The organism is Streptomyces apricus, from assembly GCF_008369065.1.
GTDB classification, from domain to species: Bacteria; Actinomycetota; Actinomycetes; order Streptomycetales; family Streptomycetaceae; genus Streptomyces; species Streptomyces apricus.
The window spans coordinates 7,847-22,089 of sequence record NZ_VDFC01000045.1 but is presented as its reverse complement, the minus strand read 5'-3'; the positions used below and the strand labels follow the sequence as shown (position 1 = coordinate 22,089).

Below are 14,243 nucleotides of genomic sequence, written 5' to 3'. Positions count from 1 at the left end.
GCGGGTCTGCAGGCCGTCGCGAAGGCGGCCGGCGTCGGCCAGGGGACGCTGTACCGGCACTCCCCCGACCGCGAGGCCCTGCTCCTGGCCGTCTACGAGGAGGAGGTGGCGGCGGCCACCGCCAGGGACGCTCCGTACGTGCCGTGCGCGTGTGCGGCGAGGCGCTCGAACCAGAGCCGCAGCGCCTCCAGCGGCCCGTGCCCGGACAGCAGGTGCGCGGCGTCGGCGGCGAGCGCCGCCACCTCCTCCTCGTAGACGGCCAGGAGCAGGGCCTCGCGGTCGGGGAAGTGCCGGTACAGCGTCCCCTGGCCGACGCCGGCCGCCTTCGCGACGGCCTGCAGACCCGCGGAGCGGTCGCCGTCGAAGACGGACCGTCCGGCCTCGACGATGCGGGCGCGGTTGGCCCGGGCGTCCGATCGGGGCGCACATCGAGGGGGTCGCATCCGCGCCTGCCTTCCGTCCGGTCCGCGACACGCCCCGGGGGCGCGTCTGCACGCGTCGGGGTCCGCCCGGAGGGGAACCCGGCGATCGCGTCGCTGGCGCCGCCATTCTGCTTCACTTGTTGGCCGTATGACAAGTTTGTTGTACGGTTCCGTCCATGACCACCGTCACCCGCCGTACGCAGAAGCAGCGCCGCGAAGAGGCCGAGGCGGCGCTGCTCGGGGCCGCCGTCGAACTGGTCGACGAGCAGGGGGTGAGTGCGCTGACGCTGGCCCGGGTGGGGGAGCGGGCCGGCTACAGCCGCGGGCTCGTGACCCACTACTTCGGCTCGAAGCAGGCCCTGGTCGAACGCCTGGCGCAGACGGCCCAGGCCGGATTCGTCCCCGGCCTCGACGGCCTGCCCCCCGGCCTCGACCGCCTCCTGCGCCTGATCGACGGCTACGTCGGGGAGCTGGGCCGCATGGGGGCGCTGAACAGGGTCTTCCTGACCCTGTGGACCGAGGCAGCGACGACGCCCGAGCTGACCGAGCTCTTCCGCCGCCGTGACAAGGCGTTCCACGACGACCTGTGCGAGGACCTCACCGCCGGGATCGCCGACGGCACGATCCGCGCCGACGTGAACCCCCGGCTGACCGCGATCGCCCTCGTGGCGCAGCTGTGCGGCATCGGCCTGCAGCGGCTGGTGGATCCCGCGCGCGTCGACACGGAACTGCTGCGCCGCCAGATCACCGGCCACTGGACCCGGGCGCTGGCCCGGTCCTGACCTGACCTGACCTGACCTGATCCGGACCTGGTCCGGCCGCTCCCGGGTCCCGCCGGGGAGCGGCCGGCCGGGAGGCTACGGCACCTGGACCCACTCCAGCGTGCGCTCCACGGCCCTCTTCCAGCCGGCGTAGCCCTCCGCGCGCTGCTCGTCGGACCAGGCGGGTTCCCAGCGCTTCGACTCCTGCCAGTGCGTGCGCAGTTCGTCGGTGTCCTGCCAGAAGCCGGTGGCCAGCCCCGCCGCGTAGGCGGCGCCGAGCGCGGTCGTCTCGGCGACCACGGGACGGCTCACGGGGACGTTCAGGACGTCGGCCTGGATCTGCATGCAGAGGTCGTTGGCGGTGACCCCGCCGTCGACCTTGAGCACGTCGAGGTGGACCCCGGAGTCCTGCTCCATGGCCTCCACCACGTCGCGGCTCTGGTAGCAGATGGCCTCCAGGGTCGCCCGCGCCAGGTGCGCGTTGTCGTTGTAGCGGGCGAGCCCGACGATCGCCCCGCGCGCGTCGGAGCGCCAGTACGGTGCGAACAGCCCGGAGAAGGCGGGCACGAAGTACATGCCGCCGTTGTCCTCGACGGTACGGGCCAGTTCCTCGCTCTCGGCGGCGGTCTTGATGACCTTCATCTGGTCGCGCAGCCACTGCACGGCCGAGCCCGTCACCGCGATCGACCCCTCCAGCGCGTACACCACGGGCTCGTCACCGAACCGGTACGCCACCGTCGTGAGCAGACCGTGCTGCGAACGCACCAGCTCCGTACCGGTGTTGAGCACCAGGAAGTTGCCCGTGCCGTAGGTGTTCTTCGCCTCCCCGGGCGAGAAGCAGACCTGCCCGACCGTCGCCGCCTGCTGGTCGCCCAGCACGCCGCCGATGGGGACGGCCGCGCGCAGCGGCCGGGAGCTGCGGGTGACGCCGTACGCCTGGGCGTGCGACGAGGGGTGGATGGCCGGCAGCATGGCCCGCGGGATGCCGAAGAAGCCCAGCAGCTCCTCGTCCCAGTCGAGGGTCTCCAGGTCCATCAGCATGGTGCGGCTGGCGTTGGTCACGTCCGTGGCGTGGATGCCGCCGTCGGGGCCGCCGGTGAGGTTCCACAGCACCCAGGCGTCCGTGTTGCCGAACAGCGCATGCCCCTGCTCCGCCGCCTCGCGCACCCCGTCGACGTTCTCCAGGATCCACTGGATCTTGCCCCCGGAGAAGTACGTGGCCGGCGGCAGCCCGGCCTTGCGGCGGATGACGTCACCCCGGCCCGAGCGCTCCAGGGCCGCGGCGATCGCGTCCGTACGGGTGTCCTGCCACACGATGGCGTTGTAGTACGGGCGGCCGTCGCGCGGATCCCAGACGACCGTGGTCTCGCGCTGGTTGGTGATGCCGATCGCGTGCAGGTCGGTGCCCGACAGACCGCCGTAGCGCAGGGCGTTCTGCATCACCGAGTTGGTGCGCTCCCAGATCTCCACCGGGTCGTGCTCCACCCAGCCGGAGCGCGGCAGGATCTGGGCGTGCTCCAGCTGGTGCTTCGCCACCTCGTTGCCGGTGTGGTCGAAGATCATGAAACGGGTGCTGGTGGTGCCCTGGTCCACCGCGCCGATGTAGTCCGCCATGGGTCGCCGCCTCCGGCCGTCGTGGTCGCTGCGTGCCTTGTCGTGTCCCGGGTCAGTCCTTCGATGCCGGGATGCGTCCCGGCGGTTCGGTCTCCCCGGACGGCAGGTAGCGTCCGATGAACACCTTGTACAGGCCCGCGCCGAGCAGGCCGCCGATCAGCGGGGCGATGATGGGCACCCAGAAGTAGAGGTTCCCGTACTGGTCCCGCCACGCCCCGCCGTAGCCGGTGAAGAAGCTGGCCAGGCGCGGTCCGAAGTCACGGGCCGGGTTGATGGCGTACCCCGCGTTCGTCCCCCAGGCCATGCCGATGGCGACGACGATCAGACCGGTGATGAACGGCCCCAGGTTCGCGCCCGGCGGTGTGTTCAGCAGGTCCGTGACGGCCAGGATCAGCAGGAGCAGGATGGCCGTGCCGATGACCTGGTCGCGGAAGGCGCCCCATTCGTGGACCGGGAGGGCGGGATTGCCGTTGCCCGGCAGCGTGGAGAACACGCCCTGGGTCTTGATGGTGTGTCCCGGGTCGGCCTTCGCCAGCGCCTCGCTGTAGTTCCAGCGCACGAGGAGCGCGGCCACGAAGGCGCCGGCCGTCTGCGCCAGCGCGTACGGGGCCACCTTGCGCCACGGGAACCCCTTGAACGCGGCGAGCGCGACGGTCACCGCGGGGTTGAGGTGGGCGCCGCTCAGCCGCGCCGCCACGTAGACGCCCAGCGTGACGCCCAGGCCCCACGCCCAGGCGATGCTGTCGTGGTCGCCGAGGCCGCCCGCCGGGTCCGTCAGGGCACCGCCCGCGGACACCTGCGCCACCACGCCGCAGCCGAAGAGAATCAGGATCAGCGTGCCCGCGAACTCGGCCGACAACTCGCCGACCAGACCGGACCGAATGCGCTGCTCAGCCATGGAAGCTCACCCTCCGCCGGCCTTGCCGGCCATCGACCGCTCCAGCGATATCTGCCAGGCTATGGCGGTTCACGAAAGTGTGCATTTCAGGAGTTTCCGCCCTGCGCTCGGGGGCGGTGCCGGGACCGGCCGTCCGTCCCGGCGCGGGGGCGCGCCGCGGGTGTCCCCGACAGGCCCTGCCCGTGGGGCCGTTCAGCCCCACGGCTGCGGACCTTCGGCATCCGGTGCCGGGCGGCCCGCGCCACGAGAGTGGGAGGTGACAGAGACCGACCGGACCAGTACGAAGGGACCCCCGTCATGGCCGTGCACGAGCCCGCTCACCGGAGTCCGGCACCTCCCTCCTCCCGGGACGCGGCGCCGGTCCCGGACGGCACGCGTCCCGGGCGCGCGGTCGCCCTCGCGGCGCTGCGCCTGCTCACCGGGTTCGTCTTCCTGTGGGCCTTCCTGGACAAGACGTTCGGCCTCGGTTACGCGACGCCGTCCGGCAAGGGCTGGATCGACGGCGGCTCGCCCACCAAGGGGTTCCTCAGCGGTGTGGCGGTCGGGCCGATGGAGTCCACGTTCCACGACTGGGCCGGGGCCGGCTGGGCCGACTGGCTGTTCATGCTCGGGCTGCTGGGCGTCGGCGTCGCGGTCACGGCCGGCGTCGCGCTGCGCCCGGCGGCGGTGGCCGGGACCGCCATGATGGCGCTGATGTGGGTCGCCGAATGGCCGCCCGCCCAGCACCTGTCCGACGGCACGCCCAGCATGTCGACGAATCCGTTCGTCGACTACCACGTCGTCTACGCCGCGGCCCTCGTCGCGCTCGCGGCCCTGGGCGCCGGAGCCGCCTGGGGCCTGGGCCGGGTCTGGGGACGACTGCCCGTCGTCCGCGACCACGCCTGGCTGAGGTGACCGCACGGGACGCGGCGGCCCGCCACGGGCCGCCGCGTCCGCCGTGCCGCCGCACCCGTCGCCGTGGCGGCGGCGAGGCCCGGTCCGGGCACCGTGAGCCCCACGGGGACCACTAGCGGATCCCGTACGGTCCTGTCGCTGTTTTGCGTGCATCTTCCCTGTATGTCGGGCGCGTGCGTCAATATGATGCGCACGGTCGCACATGCCTCACGGCGGGGCCTTCGAGCGCTCCGGCCGACGGGGGTGTGCTGTGGAGAAGTCAACCGAACACTGGCAGGCACTGACCGACACCGACGGGGACACCACGGGGTGGCAGTTCCGCCGCCCCGGCCTGGTGCCGAGGGTCGCGCCGTTCGGGCTGGTCGCCGTGGTGGCCACGCTCAGCATCCTGGTGCCGGACGGCGACGTGTACTCCTGGCCGGAGTACGTCGCCAGCATCGCCCTGCTGTTCGTGTGCGCGGGAGCCTTCCTCCTGCCGTGGCGGCGGCTGCCGGCGTGGACCCCGGTCCTGGTGCCGCTGGTGCACACCGCCTCGGTGCTGGAGCTGATCCTGGCGTCGGGCGTGACCTCCGGGGTGGGACTCGTCCTGCTGGTCCCACTGATCTGGTCGGTGCTCTTCCACCGCCGGTGGGAGTCGGCCTGCGTGGTGGTGGCGGTGGTGGCCGTCCAACTGGTGTCGTCCCTCGTCCAGTCCACACCCGGTGACGTGGTCCTCAGACGCGTGCTGCTCTGGAGCGCCGTCGGCGGGCTGATCGCCGTGGCCGCCCATGGTCTGCGGGACCGTGTCCGCACCTCGCTCGTCGCCAACGCGGCGCTGCAGGCCGAGGTGCGTGAGCTGTCGCTGGCCCGGGAGCGGGACCGTATCGCCGCCGATCTCGGCGAGAGCGTGGTGCGCAGGATCTTCGAAGCGGGGCTGGACCTGCACGCCACGGCCGCGATGATCGGCGAGGGGCCCGCGCAGCGGCGGCTGCTGCACGGCGTGGCCGAGCTGGACGGGGTCATCAGGGCGCTGCGCGAGAGCGTCTTCGCCCTCGGCGACGAGGGCGGCACGGCGGCGGCCGACTCCGGCGCCCCCGAGGGGCCCGGACCCGGCGGACACTGACCGGTGCCGGGCCGTCCCCCGGCGCGGGCCGGGGCCGCCCGGCAGGCCCGGCGCTCAGAGGCTCGCCGCGTGGTCGGGCACGTAGGTCTGCAGATCACGCGGCGGCCGCTGGTACCCGGTCGACGGCGGGCGCGCCGGCAGCTCCAGCACGGGCGGCGGTACGTCGTGGTAGGGCAGCGACCCCAGCAGGTGGGCGATCATGTTGAGGCGGGCCCGCCGCTTGTCGTCGCTCTCCACGACGAACCACGGTGCCTCGGGGATGTCCGTGTGGACCATCATCTCGTCCTTGGCCCGTGAGTACGCCTCCCAGTGGGTGACCGACTCCAGGTCCATCGGCGACAGCTTCCACCGCCGTACCGGATCGTCGAGCCGGCGCCGGAACCGCTCCTGCTGCACGGCGTCGCTCACCGAGAACCAGTACTTGCGCAGCACGATCCCGTCCTCCACCAGCATCCGCTCGAAGACCGGGCACTGACGCAGGAAGCGCCGGTACTCCTCCTGCGTGCAGAAGCCCATGACGTGCTCGACGCCGGCCCGGTTGTACCAGCTGCGGTCGAACAGCACGATCTCGCCGGCCGCGGGCAGGTGCTCGGCGTAGCGCTGGAAGTACCACTGGGTGCGCTGGCGTTCGGTGGGTTTGGGCAGGGCCGCTATCCGGGCGACCCGCGGGTTGAGGTGCTCGGCGACCCGTTTGATGGTGCCGCCCTTGCCCGCCGCGTCGCGCCCCTCGAAGACGACGACGAGCCGGGCGCCCTCCGCGCGCACCCACTCCTGGAGCTTCACCAACTCCGTCTGCAGGCGCAGCAGCTCGCGCTCGTACGGTTTGCGCGGCAGGGTCGCCGCCTTCTTGTCGGCCATGCCGCCTCCKCCCGCCGGGTCGGACACCGGACACCAGGACAGCACCGTACTGACCGGTGCGGGGGTCGCGCACGCCGGGAGCGCCACGGCCGCGTGCCGTGGCCGCCGCTACAGCAGGCTGCCGCTGCCGTAGGGGGCGTACAGGTCCAGCAGCCGGGTGCGGGCCGAGCGCAGGCGGTGCGCGAGCACGTCACCGACCCACTGCGCCAGCGCCATCCCGAACGCCGGATCGCTCCCGCACAGGGCGCGTACGTCCGCCGCGTCGAACACGTAGGCCCGGACGGGGCTCGTCGCCTCGGCGCCCAGGTGCCAGGAGTGCGGGGCGAACAGCCAGGACCAGCCGACGAGCTGGTTGTGTCCCAGCGTCTCGATGACCGCCGCCCGCCGGCCGGGCACCCGCATGTCGAGGGCGACCGTGCCGGTGCGCACGATCCAGAACCGGTCGGCGCGCCCGCCCTCCTCGAAGAGACGCGCGCCCGGCTCGAAGGACACCTCGCGCGCGAGGTCCATCAACTGCTGCCGGTGCGGGGCGGGCAGCGCCCGCACCATGCTCGACGTGACGGAATCGTTCATGACGTGCCTCCAGGTGTGCATACGGTCCTGCCGCGTCCAGCGTCCGCCCGGGCCSCGGCCCGGACCATGGGCCGCACGGCCCCCGGGCCCGGGACCCCCGGCCCATGCGCGGAACCCCTTGTTCAGCCGGGGTCCCCGCCCCCGCCGGGTCCGGCCGCCGTGAGGCGGATGCCGGTGACCAGGTCGGGGCGGATGCGGACCGCGTAGTCCATGGCCCACTGCTCCGCCCAGGGGTGCAACAGGCGCCGGTAGCGGGCGAGTTCGCGCGGGTCGGTCACCAGCCGGGCCCAGCCGGTGACCACCACGCTCCAGCCCAGGTGCGTGATCCCGTCGATGGCGTCGGCCTGGTAGGCGACGACCACCCCCGGGCCGTCGGTCCGCCCCGCGCGCGAGGTCAGCGCCGCCCCCTCGTGGGTGCGGATGACGATGTCCCCGCCGTCGAGCACGTGGTTGACGGGGCGGACGGTCGGCAGTGCGTACCGGGTGAAGACGATCCGGCCCAGGGACACGCTGCCCAGCAGCCGCAGGGCCTCGTCACTGCCGAGCGCGATGCTCTGACGGGGTCCGGAGGGGACCGGCTCGGTGCTGTGGGGAACCATGGCGGACTTCCGTACGGATGCGTTGCGTTGCACGCCGCGGGGCGTGGCCGGTCGGGCCATTGGAACCGGCCGCGGGCGCCGCACGCTAGGGCCGTTGGGCCCCGTCCGTGCGGGGACGCCCTCCCGGCGGCAGACCGGCCGGCGTGACGCGCGTGGAGAGCCTGTCCCGTGGGGAAGTAGGGCCGACCGGCCCTGGCCGTTCGGCCCCCCGGGCGGGAAAGATCCAGGAACGGAGGAAACCGGCGCACCACAGAGCCGGTGCACCACAGAGCCAGTACACGGCGAAGCCAGTACACGGCGAAGCTGGTACACGACGAGGCCGGTGCACGACGGGACCGGCACACGGGGCGCGGACGTGGGGTCCGGCGCGCGGAAGGAGCGTCCGATGGCGGACAGCGAACGGCCCGGCGCCGACGGCCCGATCCGGGTCTTCCTGCTGGACGACCACGAGGTCGTCCGGCGCGGTGTGCACGACCTGCTCGACGACGAGCCGGACATCACCGTGGTCGGCGAGGCCGCCACCGTCGCCCAGGCCCTGGCGCGCGTGCCCGCCCTGCGGCCGCAGGTGGCGGTCCTCGACGTGCGCCTGCCCGACGGCGACGGCGTCACCGTCTGCCGCGAACTGCGCTCCCGCCTGCCGGAGCTGGCGTGTCTGATGCTGACCTCGTTCGACGACGAGGAGGCCCTGCTCGACTCCATCATGGCCGGGGCCTCCGGCTACGTCCTCAAGCAGATCCAGGGTTCGGACCTGGTGTCCGCGGTGCGTACGGTGGCCGCTGGCCGGTCCCTGCTCGACCCGAGCGCCACCGCCCGGCTGATGGCCCGCCTGCGGGAGGGCGAGCGGCCGAAGGAGGAGCCGGACGCGCTGCCCGGCCTGACCGTCCGCGAGCGCGAGATCCTGGCGCTGATCGGCGAGGGGCTGACCAACCGGCAGATCGGCCAGCGGCTGTACCTCGCCGAGAAGACGGTGAAGAACCACATCTCCCGGCTGCTCGCCAAGCTCGGTGTCGAACGGCGCATCCAGGCCGCCGTCATCGCCACCCAGGTCGAGGACAGACGCAGGTACGAAGGGCACGGGCACGACGACCAGCGGGACGCGGGGCGCTGAACGGGCTGCCCGCGCCACGTCCCCTCCCGCACCGCTCCTCCACCGGATCCGCACCGGACCGATACCGTGGCACCCGGCCGCAACGGCCGGGCGGCGGTGCGTCGAGGGGACCTGGAGGATCACCGGTGGGAAGCTCCGAGGGGTCCCGACAGGCCCGTGTACGGCTGCCGCAGCTGCGGCTGGACGAGCTGCTGGAGGAGTTGCAGGCCAGGCTGGACGCCGCCCGCGGCACCCGCGACCGGGTGCACAGCCTGCTGGAGGCCGTGCTCTCCGTCGGCCGGGAACTGCACCTGGAACAGGCCCTGCACAGCATCGTGGAGGCCGCGGCCGTCCTGGTGGACGCGCGGTACGCGGCCCTGGGCGTGATCGGGCCGGACGGCAAGCGGCTGTCGGCCTTCCACACCATCGGGGTCGGTGAGGAGCAGATCGCCGAGATCGGCCCCTACCCGGAGGGGCACGGCATCCTCGGCGAGCTCATCCGCCATCCGGAGCCGTTACGCCTGGCGCGGCTCTGCGAGCACCCGTCCTCCTACGGTTTCCCGCCCCACCACCCGCCGATGGAGACCTTCCTCGGCGTCCCGATCAGGGTGCGCGAGCAGGTCTTCGGCCATCTCTACCTGACCGAGAAGCGGGACGGGGAGCAGTTCGACGAGGAGGACGAGTCGGTCCTGTCGACGCTGGCCGTGGCGGCCGGCGTGGCGATCGACAACGCCCGGCTGTACGAGGAGTCGCGGCTGCGCGAGCGCTGGCTGCAGGCGAGCGCGGAGATCACCCACCGCCTGATGTCCGGCAGCGACCGCGGCGAGATCCTCGGCCTGATCGCCGAGCGGGCCCGGGAGATCACCTCGGCGACCCTGGCCGTCGTCGCGGTCCCCGTGGAGAACACCGACTCGCTCACCGTCGAACTGGCCCTCGGCGAAGGGGCGCAGGCGCACCGCGGGCTGGTGCTGCCGGTGGAGGAGGGGCTGATCGGGCGGGCGTTCGCCCGGGCCGAGGCGGTCGCGAGCGCCGACATCTCGGCCGAGGAGCGGGCCGGTTCCGGTCCGCCGCGGTTCACCGGCATGGGCCCGGCGATCGCCGTGCCCATCGGGACGGGCGAGGGCGTACGGGGGATGGTCCTGCTGGTGCGCGAAGCGGGCCGGACGGTGTTCACCGAGAAGGAGACCGAGCCGCTGCGGGGGTTCGCCGCGCAGGCCGCCGTCGCGATGGAGCTGGCCGAACGGCGCCAGGACGCCGAGGAGATCGCGGTCCTGAAGGACCGTGACCGCATCGCCCGAGACCTCCACGACCTGGCGATCCAACGGCTGTTCGCCACCGGCATGACCCTGCAGAGCGCCGGCCGCTTCATCGTGCATGCGCAGGCCTCGGAACGGGTGGCGCGGGCGGTGGACGACCTGGACGAGACCATCAAGATCATCAGGTCGACCATCTTCGGTCTGCGCGCGCGGGAGGAGGGTGTGTCCCGGGCTCTGCGGGCGCGGGTGGTGCGGGTGGTGGAGGAAGCGGTGCCGGTGCTGGGCTTCGCGCCGAGCCTGCGGATGGAGGGGCTCGTGGACACCCAGGTCCCCGGGGAGACCGCCGACCACGTGGTGGCCGTGCTCTCCGAGGCACTGACCAACATCGCCCGGCACGCGCGGGCCGACCGGGCGGCGGTGGTCCTGGAGACCGACGGGCGCGAGGTCCGCCTGACGGTCTCCGACAACGGCGTGGGCCTCCCGGCCGGGGGCCGCCGCAGCGGGCTGCGCAACATGGCGGAACGGGCCGGGCAGCTGGGCGGGGAACTGGACCTGAGCAGCCCTCAGGAGGGCGGCACCACCGTGGTGTGGTGGGCGCCGGTGGGGCGGTAGGGCCCGGCCGGGTTCTTCCGCCGCCGGTTCCGCTGCCGGTTCTGCTCCGGCTCCGCTCCGGCTCCGCTGTCGGTTCCGCTCCGGCTCCGGGGTCGGCCCTACGGGGTACGGCGTCCCGCCCGTTCGTACCGGCATGCCTGCAACAGGCCGGACCGCAGTGCCTGTTGGGCTGCCGGGCCCGCCTGCAGCGTCTCGCCGTGGACGTACGGCGCGCCCGCGCGCGCGGCCTCCGACCGGGCCACGGCGGACAGCACCTCGCCCGTTCGTCCGGCGCCGCCGAACTGGAAGCCGAGCTGGGTGGCGTAGCACCGCGCCGCCGCGGTCTTGTCCGCCAGGACGGCCCCGATGTCGGCCGTCAGCTCGGCTGCCGCCTCGGCCTCCACCTGCGCCGCCACCCGGGCCGTCACGTCGGCGGTCTCCTCGTCGGTCCTCTCGCCCGCACTCTTATCGGTCTTCTCGCCGGTCCTCTCGTCGGTCGTCCCGGCGGTCGTTCCGGTGGTCGTCCCGGGCGGGCCGTGCTCCGTCGGGACGGCGGACCGCGGTGCGCGGGCGATGTAGGGGACGTCGCGCCACCAGCCGACCTGTGCGTACGACGTGGTGGCGGCGACCGCGCGGGCGGTGAGCAGGTGGTCGACGTGGTCCCCGATCCCCAGCGGCGCCAGCACGAGGTCGGCCGGTGCCAGGTGGGGGGCGAGCAGCTGCCACAGCTCCGTCCCCACCGGATCGTCGGGGCGCGGGGGCGTGAAGAGCTCCGGCGCGCTGGCGTACCCCCGGTGCGGGGCCTCGGGCAACGGCAGGTGCACCGGGGGCAGCGTGCCCAGCGCCCGCTGGGCGGCATGGTCCTCGGCACGCCGCAGCGCCATGTAGTCGACGTCGGCCGCGAGTCCCTTGTCGAGCTGGGTGGACAGGGCGAAGGGTCCGGGGTCGTCGACCGACGCGGTGAAGCAGGTGACGACCTGCACCCGCCAGCCCGCCCGGACCAGCAGCGCCAGGATCCCGCCGGCGGAGAAGACCGCGTCGTCCAGGTGCGGGCTGACGGCCACGGCCGTGGGGGCGGCGGGCGTGACCGAGGATGCGTTCACAGGAGGTGGGGCGCGTAGCGGAACCGGCAGGACAGGTCCACGTCGGGCACCGGGGGCTGCTCCAAGGCGGGTACCAGGGGCTGCTCCGCGGCGGTCCCCGAGGTCCCGGGGGCGGTCCCCGCGGTCCGGCGCGCGGTAAGCACGGCGCGGCGCGCCGGGGCGATCTCCGCGACGTGCCCGCCACGCCCGCCACGCCCGCCACGTCCACTGCCCCGGCGGCCGGGCGGCCCGGTCCGGTCGCCCGGAGCCGTGCCGGAGGTGGTGGGTCTCGTCGGCCATGCCGCGCGCACCTCGTCGTACACGGCGCCGATGCGGGCGGCGGCCACCGGCCAGGACCACTGGGCCGCCACCTGCCGCAATGCGGTCTCCGCCAGCCGGTGCCGCAGCGGCGCGTCGTCGACCATCCGCCCGACGGCGCCGGCCAGCGCATGCGGATCGCGCGAGGGCACCAGCAGCCCGTTGACACCGTCCCGTACGCAGTCCACCACCCCGACCGTGTCGGTGGACACCACCGGCAGCCCGCTCGCCATCGCCTCCAGGATGGTGTTGGAGAAGCCCTCGGCCCAGGTGGGGCTGACGAAGACGTCGCCCCTGCGGTAGACCTCGGGAGCGTCGTGGTAGCCGGTGGGCCCCAGCACCTCCACCGCGTCGACCAGGTCGGCCCGCCGGGCCCGGCGCTTCAGTCGGTCCAGGTCGGGTCCGGTGCCGGAGACCAGCAGCCGCAGCCGCCTTCCCTCCGCGAGCAGCAGCCGGACCGCCTCCAGCAGGTCCAGCACGCCCTTCCGTACGTCGATCCGGCCGTGGTAGAGCAGCACCGGCGGATCACCGGCCGTGCCCGGGCGGCGGCCGGGCACCGGGCGGAAGCGGTCGGTGTCGGTGGCCCCGGGGACCACCGTGAAGCGCTCGGCCGGCACCCCGTGGCGGGCGGCGACCTCGGCCCGGAAGGACGGCGAGCCGATCAGCAGGGCCGGGGTGTCCCGCAGCACGCGGCGGATCGCCGTGCGGTGGGTGGTGCAGCAGGTGCCGACCCAGTGGCCGTCGCCGCCCTGGATGGAGACCACGGCCGGGACGCCGAGCCGGTCGGAGGCGTCCAGCACGGCCAGCCCCGGCGGGTACCCGTACTGGGCGTGCAGGACGTCGAGCGGTTCCCGGGCGTGCAGGCCGGCGACGGTGTCGGACAGCGCCGCCACGTCGGCCTCGAAGTCCGCGGGCAGCCCGGCTCCCACGGCCTGCTCGCCCAGCGACTCCACCGCCACCAGGCGCACCCCGTCGGGGACCCGTTCGGGCGGGGGAGGGCCGCCGCCGTAGACCGCGCGGCCCTCGCGGTCGCCGCGGTACTGGGACACCAGGACGACCTCGTGCCCCACCGCGGTCAGCGACCGCAGCAGGTTCTCCGCGTAGGCGCTCATGCCCGACACGGCCGGCCAGTAGCGGCGCGAGACGAAGCAGATCCTCATCGCACGACCTCCGAAGCGGTCACCCCGTACGGAACGGGTGGAGCGGACGCAGTGGGTGGAACGGACGCAGTGGATGAAGCGGGTGGAGCGGGTGCGGTGGGTGGGGCGGCAGGTGCGTCCTGAGCCGCGTCCTGAGCCGCGTCCTGAGCTGCGTCCCGGGCGCCGTCCGCCCAGGCGCGCTCGGCGTGTCGCATCGCCTCCAGCGCCGCCGGCACCAGCGTGTCGGCGCGGTGCGCGTCGCGTGACAGTTCCAGGCTCACCAGGCCCCCATACCGTACGGTGCGCAGCGCGCCCAGGACGGCGGGCAGGTCCATGTCGCCCTCGCCGGGCGCCCGGTGCTCGTGCCGGCCGCGCGGCATGTCCTCCACGGCGACCGCACCGAGGTCCGCGGCGTGACGCCGTACCGCCTGCGGGGGCGTCAAGTCGCCCGTGACCAGGCAGTGTCCGGTGTCCAGCGCCAGCCGCAGCCCTGGCGCGAGGGCCGCGAGCCGGGACCAGTCCGCGCAGTCCTCGACGAGCATGCCCGGCTCGGGCTCGAAGGCCGCCACCACGCCCCGCCGGGCCGCGTGCGCCACGACGGCGCGTACGCCCTCGGCCAGGTGCTCCCAGGCCGCCGCGCCGGGCGAGGTGTCGAGGCCCGGGGCCGGCACGCCGGCCCAGAACGAGACCGCCTCGCTGCCCAGGTCCGCGGCGACGTCCACGCACAGCCGCAGGAACGCCAGCCGGCGGGCCCGCCCGGCCGGATCGGCGGTGACCAGCGTCGGCTCGTGCTTGCGCCGCGGGTCCAGCAGGAAACGCGCCCCGGTCTCCACGGTGCTGCCCAGACCCAGCCGGTCCAGCCGGCGGGCCAGCGCCGCGGTGCGCGACGCCAGCGCCGGTGCGAACGGGTCGTGGTGGGCCACGTCCACGGTCAGCGCGACCCCGTCGTACCCGGTGTCGGCCAGCAGCGCCAGCGCGTCGTCCAGCCGGTGCGAGGTCATGCCGTTGGTGTTGTAGGCGTAGCGCAGCCCGCCGGCGGAGGAGACGGT

General features: G+C 74.0%; 14 protein-coding genes and 1 pseudogene. 6 read left to right on the top strand and 9 right to left on the bottom strand.

Features of this window, described 5'->3' with window-relative positions:
* Window positions 1–6 precede the first annotated feature (6 nt).
* Window positions 7–51 (top strand): annotated as a pseudogene (locus tag FGF04_RS42075) (hypothetical protein); the annotation flags it as partial.
* A gap of 41 nt (window positions 52–92) precedes the next feature.
* Here FGF04_RS42075 and FGF04_RS20055 read toward each other — a convergent pair.
* Window positions 93–443: a TetR/AcrR family transcriptional regulator gene (locus FGF04_RS20055; protein WP_149512703.1), complete on the bottom strand. Its 351-nt coding sequence runs from the start codon at window positions 441–443 to the stop codon at window positions 93–95.
* A 155-nt stretch (window positions 444–598) separates the two neighbouring features.
* Between FGF04_RS20055 and FGF04_RS20050 the strand changes: the two genes are divergently transcribed.
* Window positions 599–1,204, top strand: a complete 606-nt coding sequence (locus FGF04_RS20050; protein WP_149512702.1) for a TetR/AcrR family transcriptional regulator — start codon at window positions 599–601, stop codon at window positions 1,202–1,204.
* 75 nt (window positions 1,205–1,279) lie between these two features.
* On the opposite strand, the gene glpK is transcribed toward FGF04_RS20050, so the two are convergent.
* Both glpK and FGF04_RS20040 read right to left on the bottom strand, forming a co-directional pair.
* The gene (gene glpK / locus FGF04_RS20045) at window positions 1,280–2,797 is read right to left on the bottom strand and encodes a glycerol kinase GlpK (RefSeq protein WP_149512701.1); all 1,518 of its coding nucleotides are present in this window, start codon (window positions 2,795–2,797) and stop codon (window positions 1,280–1,282) included.
* A gap of 52 nt (window positions 2,798–2,849) precedes the next feature.
* The gene (locus FGF04_RS20040; RefSeq protein WP_149512700.1) at window positions 2,850–3,695 is read right to left on the bottom strand and encodes an MIP/aquaporin family protein; all 846 of its coding nucleotides are present in this window, start codon (window positions 3,693–3,695) and stop codon (window positions 2,850–2,852) included.
* 297 nt (window positions 3,696–3,992) lie between these two features.
* On the opposite strand from FGF04_RS20040, the gene FGF04_RS20035 reads away from it, so the two are divergent.
* Both FGF04_RS20035 and FGF04_RS20030 read left to right on the top strand, forming a co-directional pair.
* Window positions 3,993–4,589 carry a DoxX family membrane protein gene (locus tag FGF04_RS20035; RefSeq protein ID WP_149512699.1) on the top strand — a complete coding sequence of 199 codons (597 nt, stop codon included), beginning with the start codon at window positions 3,993–3,995 and terminating at the stop codon, window positions 4,587–4,589.
* 250 nt (window positions 4,590–4,839) lie between these two features.
* A complete protein-coding gene (locus FGF04_RS20030) occupies window positions 4,840–5,691 on the top strand; it encodes a sensor histidine kinase (protein WP_149512698.1) in 852 nt (283 codons plus the stop codon).
* Between the two features lie 54 nt (window positions 5,692–5,745).
* Here the strand turns inward: FGF04_RS20030 and ppk2 are convergent, their stop codons facing one another.
* The 3 genes from ppk2 to FGF04_RS20015 all read right to left on the bottom strand — a co-directional run bounded on the left by ppk2 (window position 5,746) and on the right by FGF04_RS20015 (window position 7,721).
* Window positions 5,746–6,549, bottom strand: a complete 804-nt coding sequence (gene ppk2, locus FGF04_RS20025; RefSeq protein ID WP_149512697.1) for a polyphosphate kinase 2 — start codon at window positions 6,547–6,549, stop codon at window positions 5,746–5,748.
* A gap of 108 nt (window positions 6,550–6,657) precedes the next feature.
* Complete coding sequence (locus tag FGF04_RS20020; RefSeq protein WP_149512696.1) at window positions 6,658–7,122, bottom strand: cyclic nucleotide-binding domain-containing protein; 465 nt, start codon at window positions 7,120–7,122, stop codon at window positions 6,658–6,660.
* Window positions 7,123–7,244: 122 nt separating this feature from the next.
* Window positions 7,245–7,721, bottom strand: coding sequence for a pyridoxamine 5'-phosphate oxidase family protein (locus FGF04_RS20015; RefSeq protein WP_149512695.1), 477 nt, complete (start codon window positions 7,719–7,721; stop codon window positions 7,245–7,247).
* A gap of 385 nt (window positions 7,722–8,106) precedes the next feature.
* Between FGF04_RS20015 and FGF04_RS20010 the strand changes: the two genes are divergently transcribed.
* Together FGF04_RS20010 and FGF04_RS20005 are read left to right on the top strand one after the other, a co-directional pair.
* Window positions 8,107–8,829 carry a response regulator gene (locus FGF04_RS20010; protein WP_149512694.1) on the top strand — a complete coding sequence of 241 codons (723 nt, stop codon included), beginning with the start codon at window positions 8,107–8,109 and terminating at the stop codon, window positions 8,827–8,829.
* Between the two features lie 125 nt (window positions 8,830–8,954).
* Window positions 8,955–10,676 carry a sensor histidine kinase gene (locus FGF04_RS20005; protein WP_149512693.1) on the top strand — a complete coding sequence of 574 codons (1,722 nt, stop codon included), beginning with the start codon at window positions 8,955–8,957 and terminating at the stop codon, window positions 10,674–10,676.
* A 98-nt stretch (window positions 10,677–10,774) separates the two neighbouring features.
* On the opposite strand, the gene FGF04_RS40120 is transcribed toward FGF04_RS20005, so the two are convergent.
* From FGF04_RS40120 to FGF04_RS19990, 3 genes are all read right to left on the bottom strand, one after another.
* Entirely contained in the window at window positions 10,775–11,758 is a 984-nt protein-coding gene (locus FGF04_RS40120) for a PIG-L deacetylase family protein (protein WP_188114154.1), read from the bottom strand.
* Entirely contained in the window at window positions 11,755–13,215 is a 1,461-nt protein-coding gene (locus FGF04_RS19995; protein ID WP_188114153.1) for a glycosyltransferase family 4 protein, read from the bottom strand. The genes FGF04_RS40120 and FGF04_RS19995 overlap by 4 nt, the downstream gene beginning before the upstream one ends.
* Window positions 13,212–14,243: sugar phosphate isomerase/epimerase family protein (locus FGF04_RS19990; RefSeq protein ID WP_328596406.1), on the bottom strand; the 1,032-nt coding region annotated here is incomplete at its 5' end. The genes FGF04_RS19995 and FGF04_RS19990, both read right to left, overlap by 4 nt.

Excerpts from the sequence above, each read along its gene's own strand:
- FGF04_RS20055 (WP_149512703.1), bottom strand. The coding sequence starts at position 443 with ATGCGACCCCCTCGATGTGCGCCCCGATCGGACGCCCGGGCCAACCGC.
- FGF04_RS20050 (WP_149512702.1), top strand. The coding sequence starts at position 599 with ATGACCACCGTCACCCGCCGTACGCAGAAGCAGCGCCGCGAAGAGGCC.
- glpK (WP_149512701.1), bottom strand. The coding sequence starts at position 2,797 with ATGGCGGACTACATCGGCGCGGTGGACCAGGGCACCACCAGCACCCGT.
- FGF04_RS20040 (WP_149512700.1), bottom strand. The coding sequence starts at position 3,695 with ATGGCTGAGCAGCGCATTCGGTCCGGTCTGGTCGGCGAGTTGTCGGCC.
- FGF04_RS20035 (WP_149512699.1), top strand. The coding sequence starts at position 3,993 with ATGGCCGTGCACGAGCCCGCTCACCGGAGTCCGGCACCTCCCTCCTCC.
- ppk2 (WP_149512697.1), bottom strand. The coding sequence starts at position 6,549 with ATGGCCGACAAGAAGGCGGCGACCCTGCCGCGCAAACCGTACGAGCGC.
- FGF04_RS20020 (WP_149512696.1), bottom strand. The coding sequence starts at position 7,122 with ATGAACGATTCCGTCACGTCGAGCATGGTGCGGGCGCTGCCCGCCCCG.
- FGF04_RS20015 (WP_149512695.1), bottom strand. The coding sequence starts at position 7,721 with ATGGTTCCCCACAGCACCGAGCCGGTCCCCTCCGGACCCCGTCAGAGC.
- FGF04_RS20010 (WP_149512694.1), top strand. The coding sequence starts at position 8,107 with ATGGCGGACAGCGAACGGCCCGGCGCCGACGGCCCGATCCGGGTCTTC.
- FGF04_RS19995 (WP_188114153.1), bottom strand. The coding sequence starts at position 13,215 with ATGAGGATCTGCTTCGTCTCGCGCCGCTACTGGCCGGCCGTGTCGGGC.